This is a genomic window from Stenotrophomonas sp. WHRI 8082, assembly GCF_040223995.2.
Lineage (GTDB): Bacteria > Pseudomonadota > Gammaproteobacteria > Xanthomonadales > Xanthomonadaceae > Stenotrophomonas.
In genome coordinates, this window is the sequence record NZ_CP167826.1 from 1,524,559 (window position 1) to 1,547,394 (window position 22,836).

Consider the following 22,836-nt stretch of genomic DNA (forward strand, 5'->3'; position numbering starts at 1 on the left):
GGCCGCCCCTGACTCAGGGGCTCCCTCCACCCGACGGGTCCATGGGGGCCGCGAAACCTGTCGTGGCATGCGGACCGGTAGCGCCGAGCCGTGCTCGGCGGAATGTTTCCGCCAACAGCCCGCTGCGCTCGCCGACCATGGGTCGGCGCTACCGATGTAAACCCAGAGCCGCCATGAACCTGTCGAGGGTGGGGCGGGGTGGGTTGGCGGGGGCGTTGAGTGCTATGGATGGCACGAAACGAGGCCCGCATGGATGCGGCCCTTGCCGTCCCCCGTCAACCCACCCCGCCCCGCCGGCACGCAGCCCTGTAGCCGCTGACGTTGACGTTGCACTTGCCTTCGTCCAGCCCGCCGCAGGCAAGCATCCGTTACGCGCCGGATGCTAGGCTTCCGCCGGTCCGAAGGGAGTTTCCATGTCAGGCCACAGCCAGTTCAACCTGCTCCGTCAGCGCCGCTTCCTGCCGTTCTTCATCGTGCAGTCGCTCGGCGCATTCAATGACAACGTGTACCGCCAGGCCATCATCGGCCTGCTGTTCTATCTCGGCGTGTCTGCCGACGAACGCTCGCTGTACACCACGCTGGCGCCGGCCATCTTCATCCTGCCGTACTTCCTGTTCTCTGCGCTGGCCGGGCAGATCGCGGACAAGCTGGAGAAATCCCGCCTGATCGTGATCACCACCACCATGGAGATCGTGATCATGACGCTGGCCGCGGCCGGCTTCCTGACCCAGAGCATGCCGGTGCTGCTGGTGGCGCTGTTCTGTACGGGCCTGCAATCCACCCTGTTCGGTCCGGTCAAATACTCGGTACTGCCGTCGGTGTTGAAGCCGGAAGAGCTGACCGGTGGCAACGGGCTGGTGGAAATGGGCACGTCGATGTCGATCCTGACCGGCATGATCGTCGGCGGGTTGATCTTCACCCTTGCCGGCAGCCACGGCCCGGTGGTCGCCGCAACCGCAGTGATCGCCCTCGCCGTCTGCGGCAACCTGTGCGCGCGGATGATTCCCAAGGTGGATGCGGGCGATCCCACGTTGAAGATCAACTGGAATCCCCTTCCGGAGTCGTTGGCCGTGCTGCGCATGGCGAAGAAGCAGAAAGCCGTACGCAATGCAATCCTCGGCGTGTCGTGGTTCTGGTTCGTCGGCACCGTGCTGACATCGCAGTTGCCGACCTATGCGGTCACCAACCTCGGTGGCGAGCCCACCCTGTACATCTTCGCCCTCGCGTTGTTCTCCGTCGGCACCGGTGTCGGTTCGCTGCTCTGCGAGAAGCTGTCCGGGCGACGGGTGGAGATCGGACTCGTTCCGCTGGGTGCCTTCGGCATGACCGCCTTCCTGCTCGACCTGTACTTCGCGCGGGCCGGTGAGGCCACGGCGGAAGGTCTGTCCGTCATCCAGTTCGTCCAGCAGGCCGGCAGTACCCGCATCATCATCGACCTGCTCGGCATCGGCCTGTTCACCGGCTTCTTCGTGGTGCCCTTGTTCGCACTGATCCAGAGCCGCACGCCGAAGTCGGAGATGTCGCGTGTATTCGCTGCCCTGAACATCCAGAACTCGGGCTTCATTGTCGCCGCGGCGGGCGTTGGGCTGGCGGCACATGCCGCGGGCATCACGATCCCGCAGCTGTTCCTGGCACTGGGCGTCGCCAATGCGCTGGTGGCGATCTACATCTTCACGATCGTGCCCGAGTTCCTGATGCGCTTCCTCAGCTGGTTGATGGTGCGCGTGCTGTATCGCCTGCGTCCGCACGGCATCGAAGCGAGCGTGCCGGACGAGGGCCCGGCGCTGATCGTCTGCAACCATGTCAGCTATCTGGATGCGCTCATTCTTTCGGCCAGCATCCCGCGGCCGGTGCGCTTCGTCATGTACTACCGCATCTTCAACATCCCGGTGATGAGCTGGATCTTCCGCACCGCCAAGACCATCCCGATTGCCGGTGCGAAGGAGGACCCTGCCCTGATGCAGCGCGCGTTCGACGAGATCGATGCGGCGCTCGCCGAAGGCGAACTGGTGTGCATCTTTCCGGAGGGTGCGCTGACCCGGGATGGCAACATGACGGCCTTTAAAAGTGGCGTGGAGAAGATCCTCAAGCGCCGTCCCGTACCGGTGGTGCCGATGGCGCTGCGCGGCATGTGGAGCAGCATGTGGAGCCGGCGCGACAGCCGCCTTGGCCGGATGCGCATACCGCGGCGGTTCCGCGCGACGATCGACGTCGCGGCCGCGTCTGCCGTGGATGGCGCAACGACCAACGCCGACCTGCTGGAAGCGCAGGTGCGGTCGCTCCGCGGGGACAACGCCTGAGCCATCGACGTGACGCCCCACCCTCGTGGTGGGTCTGTCCGCGACGGGATCGATGTAATCGGTTCCAGAAAACACGCCGAAGACGCATACACCTGTCGTTCATTGCTGTAGATTACCCAGCCACAGGGGGGCGCACCGGCACGCCGTTGATCCTGCCGGCCACCATGGAATGGAGTCTCGCTCTTGAATCACCCACCACCGCTGGGCACCTCGTCGGTCTTCGTCCCGAACCATCTGGTCTGGGCGATCCTGTCGACGCTTTTCTGCTGCCTGCCGTTGGGCGTGGTGTCGATCGTCTATGCCGCCCAGGTCGATGGTCGCCGCGCTGCTGGCGACCTCGTGGGCGCACACGACGCATCGCGCAGGGCGGGATGGTGGGCAGTGGCCTCGGCTGCTGCGCTGCCGGTCCTGTTGCTGTTGTGGTTCGGACTGTTCGGCGGCATCGCTGCGCTGGGCGCCCTCTCCGGTAACTGAGTCACCACCCACCATCCCAAGGAGCTTATGCAATGAATGCAGTCAACCCGCAGATCCCGAACCACCTCGTCTGGGCGATCCTGACCACCCTCTTCTGCTGCATGCCGCTGGGCATCGTGTCGATCGTCTTTGCCGCGCAGGTCAACGGCAAGATTGCTGCCGGCGACATCGTCGGTGCACGCGAAGCCTCGGACAAGGCGAAGAAGTTCTCGATGTGGGCTGCCATCGCCGGCGTCGTCGTACTGGTGCTGTACGCGATCTTCGTGGTTGCCCTCGGCGGCATGGGCGCGCTGAGCAACAGCGGCTACTAAGCGGATCGACGGGGTCCGGCACATGCCGGATCCCGTTCCCTGCACGAGCGATGCCGTTGCCTGTCCTACCGCCTTCTCTGCAACGCTGGCTGCCGCTGGGCACGGCCGTTGCGCTGGCTGCCGGCGCTGCCGTCGTGTTGCACCACGTCAACCCCTATGCCGATGGCAATCCCCTGCCCTCGTGCCCGCTCTACGCGCTGACCGGCCTGTACTGCCCCGGCTGCGGTAGCACGCGCTGCCTCTACTCTCTGGTCCACGGCGACCTGGCCGGCGCGATGGCCATGAATCCGCTGTTGGTGATCAGTCTGCCGTTCCTGCTGCTGATGCTGCTCAATGGGGCCGGCGTGCGCATGCGCGTGCTTGATCCGCTGATACGGATGCTGGCCAATCCGATGATGTGGCTTGTGCTGCTGCTGGGGTATGCGGTGCTGCGCAACCTGCCGTGGGCACCGTTCATGGCCCTTGCGCCCGGGTGAGCCGGATGCACCGGTCCCCCGGTAGAGCCGACTTCAGTCGGCTGATCGGACAGCCACAGCCGGATTCCCTGGTAGAGCCGACTTCAGTCGGCTGATTGGACAGCCAGCCGACTGAAGTCGGCTCTACCCAGGATTGCCCAGCCGACTGAAGTCGGCTCTACCCGGTTTGTCAGGTTATCCAGCCGGCGATCACCAGCAGCGCCAGCACGGCCAGCCACAGCAGCAGCATCCGCCAGACCAGGCTCATGGCGTCGCGTAGTTCGGGCAGACGCTGCCAGACGGGCAGCAGGCCCATATCGGTGTAATCGTGGGCTTCTTCGCGCAGCTCGGCACTGACACTGGCGCGCGCCACGGCGCCGAGGAACCCCACATCGCGCCGCCAGCGCTCGCCATGCGCCTGACGCCATGCGGTCCACGCCGTGTCGAAGTTGCCAACCAACGCCATCGACAGCGACATCACCTGTGCGACCGGCCATTCAAGCCAGCCCAGGACGCGCTGCGCCACGTCCAAGGTGTCCGGCGGCACCCGTGCGCGCATCGGGCTGATGGCCATCAGCGCCAACAGGCGATACCCCAACGCACCGGCCGGGCCCAGCAACAGGAACCAGAACAGCACCGCGAACCAGCGACGCAGGGCGTTGTACACCGTGGCGTCCACCAGCGAAGGCACATCGTCGCGCAGGCTGCCGCCCGCCGACTGCAGGTTCTGCAAGGCGGCGTGACGCACAGCGGCCTCATCGGCATCGATGATCGTCTCGACATCACGATCCAGATCACGCGGCCCCCAGCACCAGCACAGCACCGCGATGCCCAGCAGCAGCGCGGGCAGTCCATACAGCCGGTCATGCAGCCACCAGGCCAGCAGGGCCAGCAGCAGCACGGGCGGCACGACGGCCACTGCCACGCCGGCCGGGCCGCGCCATGCCGGTCCCGCATGCGCACCCAGCCATGTCAGCCAGTGGCGGAAGCCTTCAAAGCGCCGCAGCCGTGACGCAAACGCGGGGACCACATGGCCCAGAGCCAACGCGACCAGTACGGCAACCAGCGTGGTGAACATGCGACGCTCCTAGGGCTGCTGGCGGTACCAGTGCTCGATCAGGCTGCGCGAGATCGAGATCGGGGGTGACAGGCGGATGCCGTCACCGTCATCGTGCACGTCGCGGGCGATCGCGGCACCGACCTCTTCCTTGCTGAACCAACGTGCGTCTTCCAGCTCACCGTCCACTTCCGGCGCGTCATCCTCAGCCTGTGCGCTGAAGCCCACCATCAGCGCACCCGGGAACGGCCACGGCTGGGTGCCGAGATACTGGCACGCCGATACCCTGACCTTGCTCTCTTCGAAGACTTCGCGCACCACGGTCTGTTCCAGCGATTCGCCCGGCTCGACGAAACCGGCCAGTACCGAATAGCGCCGCGGCGCCCAGCTCGCCTGGCGACCCAGCAGCAGGCGGCCGCGGTTCTGCACGGCGACGATCACTGCCGGGTCCACGCGCGGGTAATGCTCCACCGCGCATTGCTGGCAGCGGCCGACGAAGCCCCCTCGTTCGAAACGCACTTCGCCACCACAGACACCGCAGAAGCGATTGCGCGAATGCCAGTACGACATGCCGCGCGCGTAACTGAAGGCGGTCGCATCCCCCATCGACCACGACAGCGCAGCCTGGCGCAGGTCCATGCGCCCCGGTGCGGTCACATCCAGCGCCGCCGCTTCTACCGAAAACCACGCCTGCGCACCACGCAGGCCAAGGAAGATGGCCGTCCCGGGACCACCGCCCAGATCGGCACCGGTCAGCGGCAACGGCTGGTCGTCAGCGCCGGTGAACGCCGTGCCGTCGCGGTCCAGGATCAGGATGCGTGCATCGGGCCAAAGACGCGCAAGGGCATCGGCATCGGCACGCAGGGCATCAGCGCGCTCCAGCGGCTCATCGACAAAGGAAAAACCGGACAGCGGCGAGAGATGGGTAGGCATCTGCCAAGCCTGAACGCATGGGCTGCGGCTGGCAAGTCGCGGCAGCGCATTTACGCGCCGCCCCGTGCCCTTACATGCTGAAACTACTACCGCAGCCGCAGGTGGTCTTCGCATTCGGATTGCGGATCACGAACTGCGCGCCGGTCAGGCTCTCGGTGTAATCAACCTCGGCGCCCATCAGGTACTGCAGGCTCAGCGGATCCACCAGCAGGGTGACGCCGCTGGTCTGCACGGCCAGGTCATCCTCGGCGCGGTTCTCATCGAACTCGAACCCGTACTGGAAACCGGAGCAGCCACCGCCCTGGATATAGACGCGCAGCGCCAGATCGGCGTTGCCTTCGTCCTGGACGAGCTCGCGCACTTTCGCCGCAGCGGACTCGGTGAAGTTCAACGGGCGGTCGAGGGACTGATAGCCCGGCGCTGCAGCGGCAGTGCCGGGTAGGGAGATCAACGTGCTCATGGCTTCAGCATGGGGCCGCGGGGGTCGGCTTTCAAGCCATGGCCTCGGCCAGCTTGCGGCGGGCAGCGGTGTCGCCCTTGCCGGATGCGGCCTCATCCTTGCCGGTTTCCGGCGGCGGCAGCGCGGCCATCGGGGCGCTGGAATGGATCAGCCGACCGTTCAGCTGGGCACCCGCCGCCATTTCCACGACCTGATAGTGCACATTGCCGTTCACCCGCGCGCTCGGGGTCAACTCGACGCGCTCGGTCGCATGCACGTCACCGTCCATCCGGCCGCTGATCACCACCACTTGGGCACGGATCTCGCCTTCGACGACCCCGTTCTCGGCCAGCGTGAGATTGGCGGCGCTGGCGCCTTCCTGTGCGATCACCTTGCCGTGGATACGCCCTTCCACATACAGGCCACCACTGAATTCCACATCACCGCGGATCACCACCTGGCTGCCGATCAACGCATCGACGACCAACTGCCCATCACGGCTGGATTTGCTGCTTCCAAACATTGTCCTACTCCCCGTTCGTGGCCGGTGCACCGGCCTGTTTCCAGTCGAATACCTGCGTGGAACCCCCCGTTCCACTACCCAGTGTGACCTTCACCCGTTGCGGGGTGAAGTCCGACGGCAGGATGACGCTGCCGCTCAACTGCTGGAAGTACCGGAAGGAATACTCCTGTCCGGGCACTTTGCTGCGCTGGTGCAGGTCATCCCAGCTGACCGTGGCCAGACGTCCATTCTTGACGCCTTCCACGGTAAAACGCATCTGACCCTGGCTGATAGCGCCCCGGTTGAGGTTCTGGGTCAGCACCACCGTGTACTGATACGTACCGGCCGCTTCGGAGCGGAACTCGATGGAATGCGTATTGAGTCCCTTGCGCTGGCTGGTGGCCCCCACCAGGCGCTCGTAGAAGGCCACATCGGCGCGCAGGCCCGCGATTTCCTCGTCGCGCTCGGCCAGCGATGCCTGCACTTCGTTGTTGGCGGCACGGCTGATCCGATCAGAGGCTTCCAGCGTGGCTTGACGCTGGCGCAGTTCCACCAGCTCCTGCTGCAAGGCATCGGCACGTTTCTGCGTCCCCTGCAGGGTGTCACCGACCTCACCACCGGGGCGGCCCAGCCAGAAACCCAGCAGGCCGACGAGCAGCATCACGGCAACGCCGACCGCCACGAGCAGCCACGGACGGCGGGGACCCCGGGCGGCATGGCCCGGCAGGCGGATCTGGACGCGCGAAGGCGGTCGATGGTTCATGGCAGGTCTCCGGGGCTGCGCGCTGCGCAGGGCAGGCACGGCGTCAGGCAGTCAGTCGCGCCTATTGTAGTTCAGGACGCAGGCAGCGCTCCGCCCGTGCCGACTGCCCGCCTGTGGCATTCAGCGACGCCTTCGCTGATAGTGCAGCCTTCCGGCGAGCGGCCCCTTCGGGGTGGCCAGCCGCCGCTCTGACCGAGCTTTCCTTTGGAGCCTGCGCCATGACCGACGCCCACTTGTTCGTGATCGGGATCCTGCTGGCCTGGCTGGCCGGCATCCGGGTCTACCTGACCGTATTCGGCGTTGGCCTGGCCGGGCTGCTGGGCTGGGTCGACCTGCCGCCGGCGCTGCAGGCCACCGAATCGTATTGGGTGCTCGGCACGTCCGCCGTCCTGGCCGTCGCCGAATTCTTCGCCGACAAGATTCCCGGCGTGGATTCGGCCTGGGACCTGCTGCAGACGCTGGCGCGGGTGCCTGCTGGCGCATTCCTCGCCGCAGCCACCTTGTCGCCGGATGGCGACCTCGGTAACGGCACCCTGCTTGCGGGCGCAGCGGTGGCGTTGACCAGCCATGGCCTCAAAGCCGGCACCCGCGCCTTGTTGAACACCTCGCCGGAGCCCGCCAGCAACTGGGTCGCTTCGGCGGCCGAAGACACCCTTGTCGTCGGCGGTCTGGCACTGGCCTTGGCCCATCCGTGGCTGGCATTGATCGTGGTGCTGGCCTGCAGCTTGGCCGGTGCCCTGGCGGTGTGGCTGGTCTGGCGCGCCTTGTGGAAGGGTGTACGTTGGTTGACGGGCGGGCATCGCGATATCTCGCGCACAGGCCCTGCCGCATAATCCCCCTACCTTCGACGCTGCCGACTTCGTGAACGATCCCAATTCCCCACGCAACGCACGTGCTGAAACCCCACCGGCCGATCATTGGCAGCGCTGGGCGTCGGCGCCGGTCGAGCCGACCGCCCTCGCCGACAACGTGGTCGCGCTTCCTGCAGCCACCCCGCCGCCGTTGCCCGCCACCATGGATGCGCAGGCGGGCGTGCCGTCCGACCTGCTGCCCAGTGACGCGCCTTACCGTGTGCTGGTCGTCGAAGATGACCGCGCGCAGGCGCTGTTCGCACAGAGCGTGCTGCACGGCGCAGGCATGGAAGCGGTGGTCGTCGGCGATGCGGAAAGCGTGCAGCCCGCGATCCACGAGCATGCACCGGACCTGATCCTGATGGACCTGCACCTGCCTGGCCTGGACGGCATGCGCCTGACGGCGATGATCCGCCAGATGCCGGGCATGCAGATGCTGCCCATCGTGTTCCTGAGCGGTGACCCGGACCCGGAGCGCCAGTTCGAAGTGCTCGACAGCGGCGCAGACGACTACCTGAGCAAGCCGATCCGTCCACGTCACCTGATTGCGGCGGTGTCCAACCGCATCCGCCGCGCGCGCGCGCAGGCGGCCAGCGCATCGGGCGAGCGTGGCGGACCGCTGCTGAACAATCCGGAGACCGGCCTGCCGACGCGCCACCACCTGCTGCAGCAGTTGGCCGCCGCACTGTCCCACCGTGATCACGGCGGCGTGTTCTTCATCGAGATCGCCAGCGCGCTGGGCCTGCGCGAACGCTATGGCTACGCCGCATTCGAGCGCCTGATGGTGCAGGCAGGGCAACGCTTGGCAGAAGCCGCGCAGCCGTACCTGCTGGCCCGGCTGAACGACAACAGTTTCCTGGCCCTGGCGCGCGGCATCGACGAAGAGCAGCTGGACGCCACCGCGAAGACTCTGCGCGAACAGCTTTCCGCGCGCGCCTTCGTGATACGCGATGAAGAATCGGTGCACCTGCGCGGGGTGATCGGCTTTGCGCCGTTGTCGCCGGGCTTTGCCGATGTCGGCAGCGCGCTGGAAGCCATCGAGCGCACCACCTTGCAGGCCCGCCTGCTCACGGCCGGCGTTGCCGGTCACGTGCCGCATGTCGAGGCCAGCAGTGATGAGCATCTGGCCATGCTGGACGGGCAGTTGGAGTTGGCCTACCAGCCGATCGTCGCCGTCGCCGGCGGCGGCAACGCGCAGTACCAGGTGCTGCTGCGGCTGCGCCAGGCCGATGGCAGCGTGCTGACCGCCGGCCAGGTGATCCCGGCTGCCGAAGCCGCCGGGCGCATCGCCGATCTGGACCAGCAGGTCATGGACCACGCGCTGGGCCTGCTGGACCACTATCGCCACGCATCACCGCCGCTGCACTTGTTCGTGTCGCAGTCGCTGCGCACGCTCGCCCGCGATGCCTTCGCCGACTGGCTGCTGGAATCGCTGCAGCAGCGCCGCCTGGAAGGCAGTGCGCTGGTGATCGACGTGCGCCTGCCCGATGCCCTGATCCACACCGTGACACTGCAGCAGTTCTGCGCGCGGGTAGCCACGCTGGGCGTGCGCTTCTGCCTCAGCCAGTTTGAACCCAGCGCGGAGGCCAATGCCCTGCTGACCCAGTTGCCGCTGGCCTTCGTACGCATGGCGGCACGCTTCTCCAGCAGCCATGCCAATCCGCAGACCCGCGACGAGATGCGCAGTGCCATCGAAGCGGCGCACCGGGCCAACCTGCAGATCATCGGCCAGCAGATCGAAGATCCGCAGGCGGCCGCCGCCATGTGGGTAGGCGGTGTCGACTTCATCCAGGGCAACATGGTGCAGTCCGCTGGCAGCGACCTGGATTTCGACTTCCTCAACGCGGTGCTGTAACCGATGGCCCAGGGGCGGGGCACATCAAGCTGGTGGCCGGCCATGGGGGTCGCACTGGCGACCGTGGCACTGGCGATAGCGGCCGCGCTGGAGCTCGCCGGGCCGTGGCCCTGGCTGGCCGCGCTTTCCGCAGCGGCGGCGGTGGCCCTGTTCTTCCTGCATGGGCAGCGGCTCGCCGCGCGCCACGAACGCGCACGCGAACGCGACCTTCGACTGACCGATCTGCAGCAGCAGCGTGACCACCTGCAGCGACTGCATGACCAGCAGGGACAGCTGGAACAACAACTGCTGCTGGCCAAGCAGGCTGCCGAAGCCGCCGCGTTGGCGAAGGGCGAGTTCCTTGCCACGATGAGCCATGAAATCCGCACGCCGCTGAACGGCATCATCCCGATGCTCGACCTGATCGGGCGCGGGCAGCTGGAGGCCGAACAACGGCAGATGCTGGCGACGGCGGCGTTCAGTTCGCAGCAGCTGCTACGCATCGTCGATGACATCCTGGACCACTCCCGCTTGGAGGCCAACGCGCTGGAACTGGAGGACACCACCTTCAACCTGCGTGACCTGCTCGAGGGCGTGGTGCAGCTGATGCAACGCGCTGCCGAGGCCAAAGGCCTGCGGATCGAGCTGGAGATCGACCCTTCGGTGCGTTTGTCCGTGCGCGGCGATCCGGTCCGCCTGCGGCAGGTGCTGGGCAACCTGCTGGGCAATGCCATCAAGTTCACCGCGCGCGGCAAGATCAGCGTCAAGGTGCGGCGGCTGGGCGAGACCGTGCGGCGCCATGCGCTGCGCTTTGAGGTAGTGGACACCGGCATCGGTATCGCCCCGGAGCAGCAACCGCGGCTGTTCCAGTCCTTCAGCCAAGCCGATGCGTCCACCACCCGCATGTACGGTGGCACAGGGCTGGGCCTTGCAATCTGCCGACGCATCATCGAACTGATGCAAGGGACGATCGGCGTGCAATCGCAGCCCGGCCAGGGCGCCACGTTCTGGTTTGAAATAGCCCTGTCAAAAGCGGCCGGCGATACGGGCAACGGGTACGGTCCGGAGCTGGGCCACCTGCTGCTGTTGAGTCAGGACCCCGCATTGCAGCAGCGCGTACACCGCGTGGGGGCACAGCATGGATTGCAGGTGCAGGCGGTCACTACCCTGGCCGAAGCGCTTGAGCCGCTGCGCGCCGCGACGCGGCCGCTGGCGTGGCTGGTGGTGGATGGGCGCCTGCTGCGCAACGGCGACGCTTCCCTGCAGCGGGCCTTGGCGGAGCGCGGCGACGACGCGCCGCAGGTGCTATGGCTGCAGCTCGGCAACGCCGCGTCACGCAACGGCCAGCACTGGCTGGATGAACTGGTCAGCGACAGCACCCTGCATGCCCTGTTGGTGCCGGTACGCGCCTCGGCACGGCCCGCACCGCTGCTGGGCCAGGCGTCGCTGGGCGAGGCGTCGCTGCGCCCACTGACGAAAGCCCCGACAACGCCGCTTGGCCTGCGCCTGCTGCTGGTTGAGGACAACGGCGTCAACCTGCTGGTCGCCCAACGCGTGCTGGAGGTCCTGGGGTGCACGGTACGCACGGCAGTGGACGGCGAGCAGGCACTGCAGGAACTGCATGCCGGCGGCGTGGACGTCGTGCTGATGGACTGCCAGATGCCGGTGTTGGACGGCTATGCGGCAACCCAACGCTGGCGGGCACACGAAGCCGCCCATCACCTCCCCCGGCTGCCCATCATCGCGATGACCGCCAATGCCATGGCCGGTGATCGCGAACGCTGCCTGCAGGCTGGCATGGACGACTACGTATCCAAGCCCGTGGAAATGCGGCTCTTGCGCGGCATGCTGGAACGCTGGGGCCACCCGGAGACCGGTGCCGTCGCGGCAGACCCGATGGCCGATGCATTGGCCGAGACGCTGTCAGCCAGTGACGCGGACACCGCGCAGCCCGCGCTGGACCCCTCGGTACTGGATGAGCTGCATGAGGTGATTGGTGACAGCACCCAGGCGATCATCACCGCGTTCCTGGATGACACGCCAGCGCTGGTGCAGCACCTGCAGGACGCCGCCCAGGCCAGCGATACCGAGCGCCTGCGCGGACTTGCCCACAGCCTGAAGTCATCCAGCGCGAATGTCGGCGCACTGGCGTTGTCGACCGCCGCACGTCGCATTGAACTGGAAGCCCGCGCAGAGAGCCTCGAGAAGCCGACCATTGCGGCGGCGCGGGTAGTGGCCGAGTTTGCCCGCGCGCGGATCGCGCTGGCGGGTTGGCGTCCAGCGCGCTGACAGATACCGCCGAGCGTGGCTCGGCGCTACGGCGCGCGCGGACGCATGCATCTGCTTCTGTAGCGCCGAGCCATGCTCGGCGAGCGCCCCGCGCGGCGCACCGTTTCGCTCAGTCTTCCAGCTTGCTGAGCAGGTACTTCGGCTCGCCGATGCGGGCAATCAGATCCAGCTGCGTTTCCAGCCAGTCGATGTGCTCTTCCTCGGAATCCAGGATCTTGGTGAACAGCTGGCGGCTGACATAATCGCCGACGGCATCTGCATGCGCGACGGCCTCGCGCAACACCACGACGCCCTCGCTTTCCAGCGCCAGGTCGCACTGCAGGATCTCGGTCGGGTTCTCGCCGATGCGCAGCTTGCCCAGTGCCTGGAAATTCGGCAGTCCTTCAAGGAACAGGATGCGATCGGACAGCATGTCGGCATGCTTCATCTCGTCGATCGATTCCTTGTACTCGTGCTCTGCAAGCTCCTTGATGCCCCAGTTCTTCAGCATCTTTGCATGCAGGAAGTACTGGTTGATCGCGGTCAACTCGTTGTACAGCACCTTGTTGAGGTACTGGATGACGGTGGCGTCGCCTTTCATGGGGGGTGCTCCTGCACGCTGAAAACGCAGGCACTGTAGCGGCTTTGGCGCGGCGATGAAGGAACGCGAATCGTGCTCAATCACGCACGCACGCTCAAGGCACTGTCAGGCAGCCTGCAGACCCAGTACGGGCAACGGCAGATCATGTGTGCCCATCGCCTTGGCCAGCAGGTCACCGGCCATGTCCAGGCAGGAACCGCAGGTGGCACCGCAGCCGGTGCGCATGGTCAGCTCGGCCACCGTCGTGCAGCCATCACTCGCGGCAGCGCGGATCTGGTGATCGGTTACTCCGTTGCAGATGCAGACGTACACAGTGGGCTTTGACGCTGGCAGGCCGGACTGGCCTGCCGTCATTCCACTTCAAACGCGAATGGTTGTCAATTAACTACCTGAATCATTCTCGCTATGGTTCAGGCCACAACCATCGGGCGGGCCTTACGTAGGGTCGCCCTGCACTTTTTTCGGCCAGTACCCTTTCGTGGTCGCCCGCTTTCTCGGGCGATCATGCCCCGCGGCATGGCCTGGCATCCAGGCCTCCTGCGCGCCTGTCGGCATCTGCGATACATCCGCACCGTCGACACCGCGGGCCATGGGCGCAAGATGCCGCAGCGCACGTGCATAAACGCCACGCTTGAACATCACCACGTGTTCCACCGGGTACCAGAAATCCACCCAACGCCAATTGTCGAACTCCGGGCTGTCGGTCAGATCCAGCTGTACGTGCGACTCGTCACCGGTCAGGCGCAGCAGGAACCAGACCTGCTTCTGGCCAATGCACACCTGTCGCTCATTGCGGCGGATCGCCCGCGCGGGGAGCTTGTAGCGCAACCACCCAGGCGTTGCTCCCAGCACTTCAACGTGCTCAGGCAACAGGCCCGTTTCTTCCTGCAACTCTCGATACATGGCCTCGACGGGCGTCTCATCCGTGTTCATGCCGCCCTGTGGGAACTGCCAGCCATCCCGGCGCACACGACGTGCCCAGAACACCTGACCATCCTGGCGCATCAACACGATGCCGACGTTCGGTCGATAGCCGTCCGGATCGATCACGATGCGGACTCCTAGAAATCTACTGACAGGGACTATCCCATGCCGCCTGTCGGCCCACAAGCGGAACACAAAAGTATTGACATGCTTCGTACACATGCCCAGAATACGCGGCTCACCAAGGCTATGTAGCTCAGCCGGTTAGAGCACAGCACTCATAATGCTGGGGTCGGTGGTTCGAGTCCACCCATAGCCACCATGTCGGAGTTGGTTTTCGACCTGGAAAGTGAGAGAATTGATTTACCTATTTTGCCCCGTCGCCAAGCGGTAAGGCACCTGACTCTGACTCAGGCATTCGGTGGTTCGAATCCATCCGGGGCAGCCAAATACTAAAAAAGGCCTGATCGTTGATCAGGCCTTTTTTAGTATTTGGGCGCGTATTCCACCTTATCCCCGCACCGTTGGCTCGCTCTCTTTAACAACAAGGGGCTCTACTCCATCGGGGATGATGCAGGCGGGTAGATAAGGTCCTGATCGACGATGTGACCGTTCTTTAAAACAACAAAAACCCGGCCGAAGCCGGGTTTTTGTTTTCCTCCCAGCAGAGCCCCGAAGGGCCCCACGCCAGGCGCGGTGGATCAGCGCTTGGAGAACTGGGTGGCGCGACGTGCCTTGTGCAGACCGACCTTCTTACGCTCGACTTCACGGGCGTCACGGGTGATGAAGCCCGCCTTGCGCAGTTCGGACTTCAAGGTTTCGTCATACTCGACCAGCGCGCGGGCGATGCCCAGGCGGATCGCACCGGCCTGACCGGTGGTGCCGCCGCCAGCGGCGGTGACCAGGATGTCGAAGCTTTCGGTGTTCTTGGTCAGCTCGAGCGGCTGGCGCACGATCATGCGCGCGGTCTCACGACCAAAGAACTCGTCCAGCGGACGGCCGTTGACGGTGATCTTGCCCGAACCCTTACGCAGGAACACGCGGGCGGTGGAGGACTTGCGGCGGCCAGTGCCGTAGTTTTGAGTGATAGCCATGATTAGATATCCAGAACCTGCGGCTGCTGTGCGGCGTGCGGATGCTCAGTGCCTGCATAGACCTTGAGCTTGCGGTACATCTGGCGACCCAGCGGACCCTTCGGCAGCATGCCCTTCACGGCGGTCTCGATCACGCGCTCCGGGTGGCGCTCAAGCGCCTGAGCCAGGGATTCGGTCTTCAGGTTGCCGATGTAACCGGTGAAACGGTGATACATCTTGTCCTGCAGCTTCTTGCCGGTGACGACAATCTTTTCTGCATTGATGACGACCAGGTAGTCGCCGGTATCAACGTGCGGGGTGTAGACCGGCTTGTGCTTGCCACGCAGACGGCGGGCCAGCTCGGTGCAGAGACGGCCCAGGGTCTTGCCCTCGGCGTCAACGAGGTACCAGTCGCGCTGGACGGTCTCGTTCTTAGCGGTGAAAGTGCTCATGAAGAACTCTATATAGGTCGTCGGGCTCATTGCGGCCAGGAGGGCCGGAACTCTGCCACGCGTTGTGAAGGTGAAACGCAAGGGCGGGATTTTATCCACCTTTTGCCTGCGGTGCAAGTTGCCCTGCTCAGCAAGACTTGGCAGCAGCGGCCCTGGCGGCGAGAATCGGAGGCACCCCGACGTCATTGGCCCCACCATGAGCGCGCTTCGCCAGACCACCCCGCTGGACCACCTGCTGACCGAGGCGCAGCGCGCACTGGACACCGTGTTCGGCAATCCGCCGGCCCTGCGCCCCTACCCTGCCGCCAAGGCTGACGAGCCGGGCATGGACCGCAGTGAACGACGCCACGCGGCCGGCCTGATGCGCATCAACCACGTAGGCGAGGTTTGCGCGCAAGGCTTGTACTTCGGCCAGGCCGCGGTAGCCCACGACCCCGCGACCCGTGCCCACCTGCTGGAGGCCGCGCAGGAGGAAACCGATCACCTCGCCTGGTGCGCCATTCGACTGGGCGAACTGGACAGCCGCCCCAGCCTGTTCAATCCCGTCTGGTATGCCGGCAGCTACGCGATCGGCACATTGGCGGGACTGCGCGGCGACGGTTGGAACCTGGGGTTCGTCGTAGAGACCGAGCGCCAGGTGGAAGCGCATCTGGACGAGCACCTGACCACCCTGCCCGCAGGCGATCTGCGCAGCCGGGAAGTGATCAAGGTGATGAAGGAAGACGAGGCACGGCATGCCGAGCACGCCGAACAGGCCGGCGCACGCCGCTTACCCTTCCCGATCCCCGGCGCAATGGCGCTGGCGTCGAAGGTCATGAAGACGATCGCCTACCGCCTTTGATGGGCTGGGGGTGGGTGGCTGGTGGCGTGCGGATGGCGGCTGACAGATGGCGGCTGGTGGCTTGCGGTAGAGCCGACTTCAGTCGGCTGCTTCCTTCCGCAACGCCAGCCGACTGAAGTCGGCTCTACCCTCAACGGGTAGATCGCGTGGCGCGTCCGGCATTCCGCCGAGCACGGCTCGGCGCTACAGAATCCGTGCGGTGACGGCAGATGGCGGTTCGCGGGTGGTGCTTGCGGCTCGCGGTAGAGCCGACTTCAGTCGGCTGCTTCCTTCCGCAACGCCAGCCGACTGAAGTCGGCTCCACCCTCACCGGGTAGATCGCTTGGCGCGTCCGGCATTCCGCCGAGCACGGCTCGGCGCTACAGAGACCGTGCGGTGATGGCGGATGGCGGACAGATCGCGTTGCCTTACGGGGTTGAAACCAGCTTCAGGCCGATCACGCCGGCCACGATCAGTGCCACGCAACCCAGCCGGGCCGGCGACGCGCTGTCGTTGAACAGGAAAATACCCAACACGGCCACGCCCAGCGCGCCGATACCGGTCCAGATAGCGTAGGCAGTGCCGACCGGAATGGTTTTCATGGCCTGGCTCATCAGGTACAGGCTGATCAGCGCAGCCACCACCGTCGCGACGGTCGGCAACGGCTTGGTGAAACCATTGGAGTACTTCATTCCGATGGCGAAGCCGATTTCAAAGATGCCGGCCAACAAGAGATAGATCCAGGGCATGGGGATGCTCCTCAACTTTTATAACGGAAACAAAACGGCCCAGTGCTTTCACACCGGGCCGTGGGTCGGTTTTCTGCCGTGGAACACCAATCTGCGCAGATCGCTGTTTCACGGGACGGGGCGTCCCGCCTGCATAACGGTCCGGCGCAGTGCGCCAGACCGGCTTCTTACTCGGCCAGGTTGCGGCCGTGGAACAGCTCTTCGATCTCGCGACGCAGCAGCGCCTCGATCTTCATGCGTTCCTTGAAGGAAAGGTTCTTCGCCTTCTCTTCAAACAGGTACTGATCCAGGTCGAAGTCCTTCAGGTGCATCTTCGTGTGGAAGATATTTTCCTGATAGACGTTGACGTCGAACATCTCATAGCGCGACTTGATGTTCTTCGCCAGGAAGTTCTGGATGGAGTTGATCTTGTGATCGATGTAGTGCTTCTTGCCCTTTACGTCACGGGTGAAGCCACGCACGCGGTAATCCATGATCACGATGTCCGATTCCAGACTCTCGATCAGGTAGTTCAGCGCTTTCAACGGCGAAATGACGCCGCAGGTTGCCACGTCGATATCGGCGCGGAAGGTCGCAATGCCTTCCTGCGGGTGCGTTTCCGGATAGGTGTGCACCGTGATGTGCGACTTGTCCATGTGCGCAACCACGGCATCGGAGATCAGCTCCTTGCCGGCAAGCTTCTTGTCGATCACCGGTTCTTCGGAGATCAGGATCGTCACCGAAGCACCCTGCGGATCGTAATCCTGGCGCGCAATGTTGAGGATGTTCGCGCCGATGATCTCGGCAACGTCCGTGAGAATCTGAGTCAGCCTGTCGGCGTTGTACTCTTCATCGATGTAATCAATGTAGCGCTGACGCTCCTCTTCGGTGCGGGCGTAACAGACGTCATAGATGTTGAAGCTCAGCGCCTTGGTGAGGTTGTTGAAACCTTGCAACCTCAGGCGAGGCAACGGCTTGACCACGGCGGTCGATCCTGTAAGAGCGGGGAAAGGAACAATTATGAGGCAATTGTGCCGCCGGGGGGAGCCTGAACGAACGAACGGTTCCTGCAATCTGTTTGCTCTTAACATTTCCGCTCCGCTAAGCTGCTCCCACACCCCGTGAATCCGTTCATGCGCAGAGGGAGCGCCACCATCGTGTCAACCGTGCGCCTTGCTACCAGTCCGTTGGCTTTGGACATTGCTACCATCGACCGCTTCCTGGCTCACAGCCATCGGCGCCGTTACCCTGCCCGCACTGACGTGTTCCGCCCCGGAGACCCGGCTGGCACGCTGTATTACGTAATCAGTGGATCCGTTTCAATAATTGCTGAAGAGGACGAAGAGCGTGAGTTGGTGCTCGGTTACTTCGGCACCGGTGAGTTCGTCGGCGAAATGGGCCTCTTCGTGGAGTCGGACCGCCGTGAGGTGATCCTGCGGACGCGGACCGCCTGTGAGCTGGCCGAAATCAGCTACGAGCGCCTGCACCAGCTGTTCCTGGGCCCGCTGTCCACTGATGCCCCGCGCCTGCTGTATGCCTTGGGCCAGCAGATATCCAAGCGCTTGCTGGATACCAGCCGCAAGGCCAGTCGCCTGGCTTTCCTGGACGTGACGGACCGCATCGTGCGCACCCTGCACGACCTGGCCGAGGAGCCGGAGGCCATGACCCACCCGCAGGGCAGTCAGCTGCGCGTGTCCCGGCAGGAGCTGGCCCGTCTGGTCGGCTGCTCCCGCGAAATGGCCGGACGCGTGCTGAAGAAGCTGCAGGTCGACGGCCTGCTGCATGCCCGCGGCAAGACCGTGGTGCTGTACGGGACGCGCTGACGCGTCCACGTACTGCGGGCCGCGCGGTAGCCCCGACTTCGGTCGGCCACCCTCCGCAACGCCCGGTAGAGCCGACTTCAGTCGGCTGCCTGCCCCAACGCCTGGTAGAGCCGACTTCAGTCGGCTGCCTCCCACAACGCCGGTAGAGCCGACTTCAGTCGGCTGTCTTCCGCCCAGAGCAGCCGACTGAAGTCGCCTCTACCGCGCCCTGCCCACCATCACCGCGTGCAGTGGCGGGCAGTGGCTTGACCGATATTCCTCCACACCGCAGGCTGCGCGCATGGAGCTGAGCAGCGAATTCTGGTGGTTCATCCTTATCGGCCTGGGCGCACAGCTGGTCGACGGCGCATTGGGCATGGCCTTCGGTCTGGTGTCGTCTTCGGTGATGTTGAGCATGGGCCTGCCACCGGCGCAGGTCAGCGCCAGCGTGCATACGGCGGAGGTATTCACTACCGGCGCATCCGGCGTTTCGCATCTGGTGGCCGGCAACGTGGACCGGAAATTGTTCGTGCGCTTGGCCATCCCTGGCGCAATCGGCGGAGCCGTCGGCGCATATGGCCTCACCCAGCTGCCCGGAGACGTCATCCGGCCATTGATTTATCTGTATTTGCTGGTGCTTGCGATCGTCATTCTGCTGCGCGCGGCAGGCCGGTTGATGCCCAAGGGCGACATCAAGCGCGTCCCTCTGTTGGGTGCGGTCGCCGGCTTCCTCGACGCCACCGGCGGTGGCGGATGGGGTCCGGTTGCCACCTCTACCCTGCTGGCACGCGGCGGCCAAGCCCGTACGACCATTGGCACCGTCAATGCAGCAGAGTTCGTGGTGACGCTGACGGTGTCCGCAACCTTCCTGCTGACGATGGGCCTGCATCACCTACAGATCGTGGCGGGACTATTGATAGGCGGGATGATGGCCGCGCCGTTGGCCGCCGTGTTGGTGAAGCGGGTCAAGGAGCGCTGGGTGCTTGTCGCCGTTGGCGTCCTGGTGCTGGCGATCAGTCTGTACCAGATCGGCCACACGGCCATCGGCCTGCTGGGCCGGTAACACCGCGCACGCCTGTCGGTAGAGCCGGCTTCAGCCGGCTGTTTTCGCGCGCAGGGCAGCCGACTGAAGTCGGCTCTACCCCCTCGGCGGGCAGGTGGGTGGGCGCATCCGGCATGCCGCCGAGCACGGCTCGGCGCTACGGGTGTGAGGCGATGCGGCGCTGTCGGTGGAGCCGGCTTCAGCCGGCTGCTTTCGCGCGCAGGGCAGCCGACTGAAGTCGGCTCTACCCCCTCGGCGGGCAGGTCGGTCGGCCGTTCGGCATGCCGCCGGGCACGGCTCGGCGCTACGGGTGTGAGGCGATGCGGCGCTGTCGGTAGAGCCGGCTTCAGCCGGCTGCTTTCGCGCGCAGGGCAGCCGACTGAAGTCGGCTCTACCCCCTCGGCGGGCAGGTGGGTCGGCGCATCCGGCATGCCGCCGGGCACGGCTCGGCGCTACAGGTGTGAGGCGATGCGGCGCTGTCGGTAGAGCCGGCTTCAGCCGGCTGTTTACACGCGCAGGGCAGCCGACTGAAGTCGGCTCTACCCTCGTCTGGGCGCATCCGGCAGGCCGGCTACAACCGGCGTGGATCAGACCTTTTCACCGCCGCGGTCCGCACAGCCCCAGTTGAGGATGCGGGTGCCTTCCGGCAGCACGCGACGGAAGAAGTCCACGCTGCCATGCTTCGGATTGACCACCACTGGCGCTTTCGACGCAACCAGCAGCGGAAGATCCGCCGTACTGTCGGAGTAGGCCACGTCGATGTTGCCGTAGCCACGCTCGCGCAGCATCCGCATCTTTTCTTCGTTGTGGCAGTGACGTGTGGCGCCAACGGCACCGAAACGCGGCCCGACTTCACTGCCGATCACCGGCACGTCCACATGGGCGACGAAGCCCAGGATGGCCTTGGCCAGCTCAGGCGGCGCACCCGTCGCCACGACCACCCGGTCGCCTTTAGCCCGGTGCGCAGCGAAGACTTCCAGCGCCTGGGGCAACAGTTTGGCCCGTAGGCTGGGCTCGTTCTTCAGTACATACGCGTCGATCACCTGGTTGAACTCGCGCGCCCGATGCATGCCGAAGGTCGCGATCCACACGTAGATCGAGATGCCGGCACGGCGCGTGGGCAGCATCGCCACCAAGGGGCCGGCCACCGGCGTGACCAGCAGCGCAGCAAGCAACCGCAGCGGATTGCGCTTGATCAGCGTCGCGAACAGATGGCTGCCGGAATCACCGTCGTACAGGGTGTGGTCGAAATCGAACACCACCAGCGGCGCGCTGTCCTGCGGGGTTGGATAGATCGTGCTCATGCAGCGAAGAATAGCTGACGCAGGCCCTCACCGGGCTCCTCCACCCGCATGAAGGCCTCACCGACCAGGAACGCGTTGACCCCGGCATCGCGCATCAGGGCCACGTCCTGCGGTGCCAGGATGCCACTCTCGGTCACCAACAGACGGTCCTTCGGCACGGCGGTGCGCATGTCCAGCGTGGCCTGCAGCGAAACCTCGAACGTGCGCAGGTTGCGGTTGTTGATGCCGATCATCTGCACCGGCACCTGCAGGGCGCGCTCCAGTTCATCGATATCGTGGACTTCCACCAGCACATCCATGCCCAGCTCCATCGCCAGGCTGGACAGCTCCGCCAGCTGGCGGTCGTCCAATGCCGCAACGATCAGCAGGATGCAGTCAGCCCCGAGCACGCGTGCTTCGACCACCTGGTAGGCGTCGATCACGAAGTCCTTGCGCAGCACCGGCAGCGTGCAGGCCTCGCGAGCCTCCTGCAGATACGCATCGCTGCCCTGGAAGAAATCCACGTCGGTGAGCACCGACAGGCAGCTTGCACCGCCGAATTCATAACTCACCGCGATGTCAGCCGGATGGAAATCGGGCCGTATCACACCCTTGGACGGGCTGGCCTTCTTGACCTCGGCGATCACCGCCGGGTCACCGTTGGCGATCGCCGCCTGCAGCGCGCGCACGAAACCACGCACCGGCGGAGCTGCCGCCACGCGCGCCTGCAGCTGTTCCAGCGGCACGGCAGCGCGGCGCTGGGCCACTTCTTCGGCCTTGCGGGCCAGGATCGTCTGCAGGATGTCGCTCATGATGCTCACAGAAAAAAGGGGACGGAGGGGATTAAGTCGTTTCCGGCTTTCCAGCCTAGCCTGCCAGTACGCGGGTGATGTCGACGTACTGTTGCAGACGGTCGCGGGCACTGCCATCGGCTATCACCGCGCGTGCCCGCGCCAGGCCATCGCCGATGTCGTCAGCAATGCCGGCCACATAAAGGGCCGCGCCTGCATTCAACGCCACGATGTCCAGTGCAGGGCCCGCTTCGTTGTCCAGCACGGCCCGCAACATGGCGATGGACTGCTCAGGCCCATCCACGCGCAGATTGCGGCTGGCCGACATCGCGATGCCGAAATCTTCCGGATGGATCTCGTACTCGCGCACCTTCCCATCGCGCAACTCGCCGACCAACGTGCCGGCGCCGAGCGAAATCTCATCCATGTTGTCGCGGCCCCAGACCACCATCGCCCGCTCGGTACCCAGCTCACGCAGCACGCGCGCCTGGATTCCCACCAGGTCCGAATGGAAAACGCCCATCAATACCGATGGCGCACTGGCCGGATTGGTCAGCGGCCCGAGGATGTTGAAGATCGTCCGCACCCCCATTTCGCGCCGCACCGGTGCTACCACCTTCATCGATGGGTGATGGATCGGCGCGAACATGAAGCCGATGCCGGTCTGCTCGATCGCGCGCGCTACCTGCTCCGGCCGCAGTTCAATCACCGCGCCGAGCGCCTCCACGGCATCGGCACTGCCGGACTTCGACGAGACACTGCGATTGCCATGCTTGGCCACGCGTGCGCCTGCGGCGGCAGCGACGAACATCGAGCAGGTTGAGATATTGAACGTATGCGAGCCATCGCCGCCGGTGCCGACGATGTCGACCAGGTGGCGCGTGTCGGCGACGTGCACCGGGAGCGCGAATTCGCGCATCACCGTAGCAGCCGCCGCGATCTCGTCGACCGTTTCCTTTTTGACGCGCAGGCCGGTCAGGATCGCTGCGGTCATCATGGGCGATACCTCATCGCGCATGATCTGCCGCATCAGATCGACCATCTCGTCGAAGAAGATCTCGCGATGCTCGATCGTGCGCTGCAGGGCTTCCTGGGGGGAGAAGTGCATCAGTGGATTCCTTGGAGTCAGCCTG

Annotated in this window: 25 protein-coding genes and 2 tRNA genes; 12 read left to right on the forward strand and 15 right to left on the reverse strand. The window is 65.1% G+C overall.

The genetic code is table 11. From position 1 onward, the window contains the following. Nucleotides 1–413 precede the first annotated feature (413 nt). The 4 genes from ABRP17_RS06685 (at nucleotide 414) to ABRP17_RS06700 (ending at nucleotide 3,561) form a co-directional block, all read left to right on the forward strand. On the forward strand, nucleotides 414–2,300 hold the full coding sequence (locus ABRP17_RS06685; RefSeq protein WP_349985771.1) for an MFS transporter: 1,887 nt from the start codon (nucleotides 414–416) through the stop codon (nucleotides 2,298–2,300). 183 nt (nucleotides 2,301–2,483) lie between these two features. Further along, complete coding sequence (locus tag ABRP17_RS06690; RefSeq protein ID WP_188325240.1) at nucleotides 2,484–2,774, forward strand: CD225/dispanin family protein; 291 nt, start codon at nucleotides 2,484–2,486, stop codon at nucleotides 2,772–2,774. Between the two features lie 32 nt (nucleotides 2,775–2,806). Beyond that, the gene (locus ABRP17_RS06695) at nucleotides 2,807–3,085 is read left to right on the forward strand and encodes a CD225/dispanin family protein (RefSeq protein WP_192082517.1); all 279 of its coding nucleotides are present in this window, start codon (nucleotides 2,807–2,809) and stop codon (nucleotides 3,083–3,085) included. A gap of 50 nt (nucleotides 3,086–3,135) precedes the next feature. Next, entirely contained in the window at nucleotides 3,136–3,561 is a 426-nt protein-coding gene (locus tag ABRP17_RS06700; RefSeq protein ID WP_349985772.1) for a DUF2752 domain-containing protein, read from the forward strand. Between the two features lie 169 nt (nucleotides 3,562–3,730). On the opposite strand, the gene ampE is transcribed toward ABRP17_RS06700, so the two are convergent. From ampE to ABRP17_RS06725, 5 genes are all read right to left on the reverse strand, one after another. After that, complete coding sequence (gene ampE / locus ABRP17_RS06705) at nucleotides 3,731–4,618, reverse strand: regulatory signaling modulator protein AmpE (protein ID WP_349985773.1); 888 nt, start codon at nucleotides 4,616–4,618, stop codon at nucleotides 3,731–3,733. A gap of 9 nt (nucleotides 4,619–4,627) precedes the next feature. Next, entirely contained in the window at nucleotides 4,628–5,530 is a 903-nt protein-coding gene (gene nudC / locus ABRP17_RS06710) for an NAD(+) diphosphatase (protein WP_188325244.1), read from the reverse strand. A gap of 70 nt (nucleotides 5,531–5,600) precedes the next feature. Further along, nucleotides 5,601–5,990 carry an iron-sulfur cluster insertion protein ErpA gene (gene erpA, locus ABRP17_RS06715; RefSeq protein WP_188325245.1) on the reverse strand — a complete coding sequence of 130 codons (390 nt, stop codon included), beginning with the start codon at nucleotides 5,988–5,990 and terminating at the stop codon, nucleotides 5,601–5,603. A 31-nt stretch (nucleotides 5,991–6,021) separates the two neighbouring features. Further along, entirely contained in the window at nucleotides 6,022–6,492 is a 471-nt protein-coding gene (locus ABRP17_RS06720) for a polymer-forming cytoskeletal protein (RefSeq protein ID WP_188325246.1), read from the reverse strand. A 4-nt stretch (nucleotides 6,493–6,496) separates the two neighbouring features. After that, a complete protein-coding gene (locus tag ABRP17_RS06725; protein ID WP_349985774.1) occupies nucleotides 6,497–7,234 on the reverse strand; it encodes a DUF6776 family protein in 738 nt (245 codons plus the stop codon). A gap of 218 nt (nucleotides 7,235–7,452) precedes the next feature. On the opposite strand from ABRP17_RS06725, the gene ABRP17_RS06730 reads away from it, so the two are divergent. The 3 genes from ABRP17_RS06730 to ABRP17_RS06740 are packed head-to-tail and all read left to right on the forward strand — an operon-like array spanning nucleotide 7,453 to nucleotide 12,208. Continuing rightward, on the forward strand, nucleotides 7,453–8,067 hold the full coding sequence (locus ABRP17_RS06730) for a DUF4126 domain-containing protein (protein ID WP_188325248.1): 615 nt from the start codon (nucleotides 7,453–7,455) through the stop codon (nucleotides 8,065–8,067). A gap of 28 nt (nucleotides 8,068–8,095) precedes the next feature. Then, complete coding sequence (locus ABRP17_RS06735) at nucleotides 8,096–9,940, forward strand: EAL domain-containing protein (protein WP_349985775.1); 1,845 nt, start codon at nucleotides 8,096–8,098, stop codon at nucleotides 9,938–9,940. A gap of 42 nt (nucleotides 9,941–9,982) precedes the next feature. Continuing rightward, the gene (locus ABRP17_RS06740; RefSeq protein ID WP_349985776.1) at nucleotides 9,983–12,208 is read left to right on the forward strand and encodes an ATP-binding protein; all 2,226 of its coding nucleotides are present in this window, start codon (nucleotides 9,983–9,985) and stop codon (nucleotides 12,206–12,208) included. A gap of 109 nt (nucleotides 12,209–12,317) precedes the next feature. On the opposite strand, the gene bfr is transcribed toward ABRP17_RS06740, so the two are convergent. The 3 genes from bfr to ABRP17_RS06755 all read right to left on the reverse strand — a co-directional run bounded on the left by bfr (nucleotide 12,318) and on the right by ABRP17_RS06755 (nucleotide 13,838). Beyond that, nucleotides 12,318–12,788, reverse strand: coding sequence for a bacterioferritin (gene bfr / locus ABRP17_RS06745; protein ID WP_192082528.1), 471 nt, complete (start codon nucleotides 12,786–12,788; stop codon nucleotides 12,318–12,320). Between the two features lie 105 nt (nucleotides 12,789–12,893). Then, nucleotides 12,894–13,100 carry a bacterioferritin-associated ferredoxin gene (locus ABRP17_RS06750; protein WP_188327370.1) on the reverse strand — a complete coding sequence of 69 codons (207 nt, stop codon included), beginning with the start codon at nucleotides 13,098–13,100 and terminating at the stop codon, nucleotides 12,894–12,896. Between the two features lie 123 nt (nucleotides 13,101–13,223). After that, nucleotides 13,224–13,838 carry an RNA pyrophosphohydrolase gene (locus ABRP17_RS06755; protein WP_188325252.1) on the reverse strand — a complete coding sequence of 205 codons (615 nt, stop codon included), beginning with the start codon at nucleotides 13,836–13,838 and terminating at the stop codon, nucleotides 13,224–13,226. 119 nt (nucleotides 13,839–13,957) lie between these two features. Here ABRP17_RS06755 and ABRP17_RS06760 point away from each other — a divergent pair. Beyond that, nucleotides 13,958–14,034, forward strand: a tRNA-Met gene (locus ABRP17_RS06760). A 51-nt stretch (nucleotides 14,035–14,085) separates the two neighbouring features. Further along, a tRNA-Gln gene (locus ABRP17_RS06765) sits at nucleotides 14,086–14,160 on the forward strand. Nucleotides 14,161–14,413: 253 nt separating this feature from the next. On the opposite strand, the gene rpsI is transcribed toward ABRP17_RS06765, so the two are convergent. Both rpsI and rplM read right to left on the reverse strand, forming a co-directional pair. Further along, nucleotides 14,414–14,806, reverse strand: coding sequence for a 30S ribosomal protein S9 (gene rpsI / locus ABRP17_RS06770; protein WP_188325253.1), 393 nt, complete (start codon nucleotides 14,804–14,806; stop codon nucleotides 14,414–14,416). A gap of 2 nt (nucleotides 14,807–14,808) precedes the next feature. Continuing rightward, complete coding sequence (gene rplM / locus ABRP17_RS06775; RefSeq protein ID WP_006398837.1) at nucleotides 14,809–15,237, reverse strand: 50S ribosomal protein L13; 429 nt, start codon at nucleotides 15,235–15,237, stop codon at nucleotides 14,809–14,811. 196 nt (nucleotides 15,238–15,433) lie between these two features. Here rplM and coq7 point away from each other — a divergent pair, with 196 nt between their 5' ends. Continuing rightward, entirely contained in the window at nucleotides 15,434–16,078 is a 645-nt protein-coding gene (gene coq7, locus ABRP17_RS06780) for a 2-polyprenyl-3-methyl-6-methoxy-1,4-benzoquinone monooxygenase (protein ID WP_188325254.1), read from the forward strand. A gap of 407 nt (nucleotides 16,079–16,485) precedes the next feature. Here coq7 and sugE read toward each other — a convergent pair whose 3' ends face one another. Continuing rightward, nucleotides 16,486–16,806, reverse strand: coding sequence for a quaternary ammonium compound efflux SMR transporter SugE (sugE, locus tag ABRP17_RS06785; protein ID WP_188325255.1), 321 nt, complete (start codon nucleotides 16,804–16,806; stop codon nucleotides 16,486–16,488). Nucleotides 16,807–16,973: 167 nt separating this feature from the next. After that, nucleotides 16,974–17,768, reverse strand: coding sequence for an adenosylmethionine decarboxylase (gene speD, locus ABRP17_RS06790; protein WP_188325256.1), 795 nt, complete (start codon nucleotides 17,766–17,768; stop codon nucleotides 16,974–16,976). A gap of 150 nt (nucleotides 17,769–17,918) precedes the next feature. On the opposite strand from speD, the gene crp reads away from it, so the two are divergent. After that, nucleotides 17,919–18,608, forward strand: a complete 690-nt coding sequence (crp, locus tag ABRP17_RS06795) for a cAMP-activated global transcriptional regulator CRP (protein WP_188325257.1) — start codon at nucleotides 17,919–17,921, stop codon at nucleotides 18,606–18,608. A gap of 280 nt (nucleotides 18,609–18,888) precedes the next feature. Further along, entirely contained in the window at nucleotides 18,889–19,650 is a 762-nt protein-coding gene (locus ABRP17_RS06800) for a sulfite exporter TauE/SafE family protein (RefSeq protein ID WP_188327371.1), read from the forward strand. Between the two features lie 566 nt (nucleotides 19,651–20,216). Here the strand turns inward: ABRP17_RS06800 and ABRP17_RS06805 are convergent. Genes ABRP17_RS06805 through trpD form a run of 3 tightly spaced genes read right to left on the reverse strand, consistent with a single transcriptional unit; the run spans nucleotide 20,217 to nucleotide 22,811 of the window. Then, entirely contained in the window at nucleotides 20,217–20,933 is a 717-nt protein-coding gene (locus ABRP17_RS06805; RefSeq protein WP_349985777.1) for a haloacid dehalogenase-like hydrolase, read from the reverse strand. Further along, entirely contained in the window at nucleotides 20,930–21,724 is a 795-nt protein-coding gene (trpC, locus tag ABRP17_RS06810; RefSeq protein WP_349985778.1) for an indole-3-glycerol phosphate synthase TrpC, read from the reverse strand. Before trpC ends, ABRP17_RS06805 begins: the two co-directional genes overlap by 4 nt. A gap of 55 nt (nucleotides 21,725–21,779) precedes the next feature. Next, nucleotides 21,780–22,811, reverse strand: a complete 1,032-nt coding sequence (gene trpD, locus ABRP17_RS06815; RefSeq protein ID WP_349985779.1) for an anthranilate phosphoribosyltransferase — start codon at nucleotides 22,809–22,811, stop codon at nucleotides 21,780–21,782. Nucleotides 22,812–22,836: the final 25 nt, after the last annotated feature.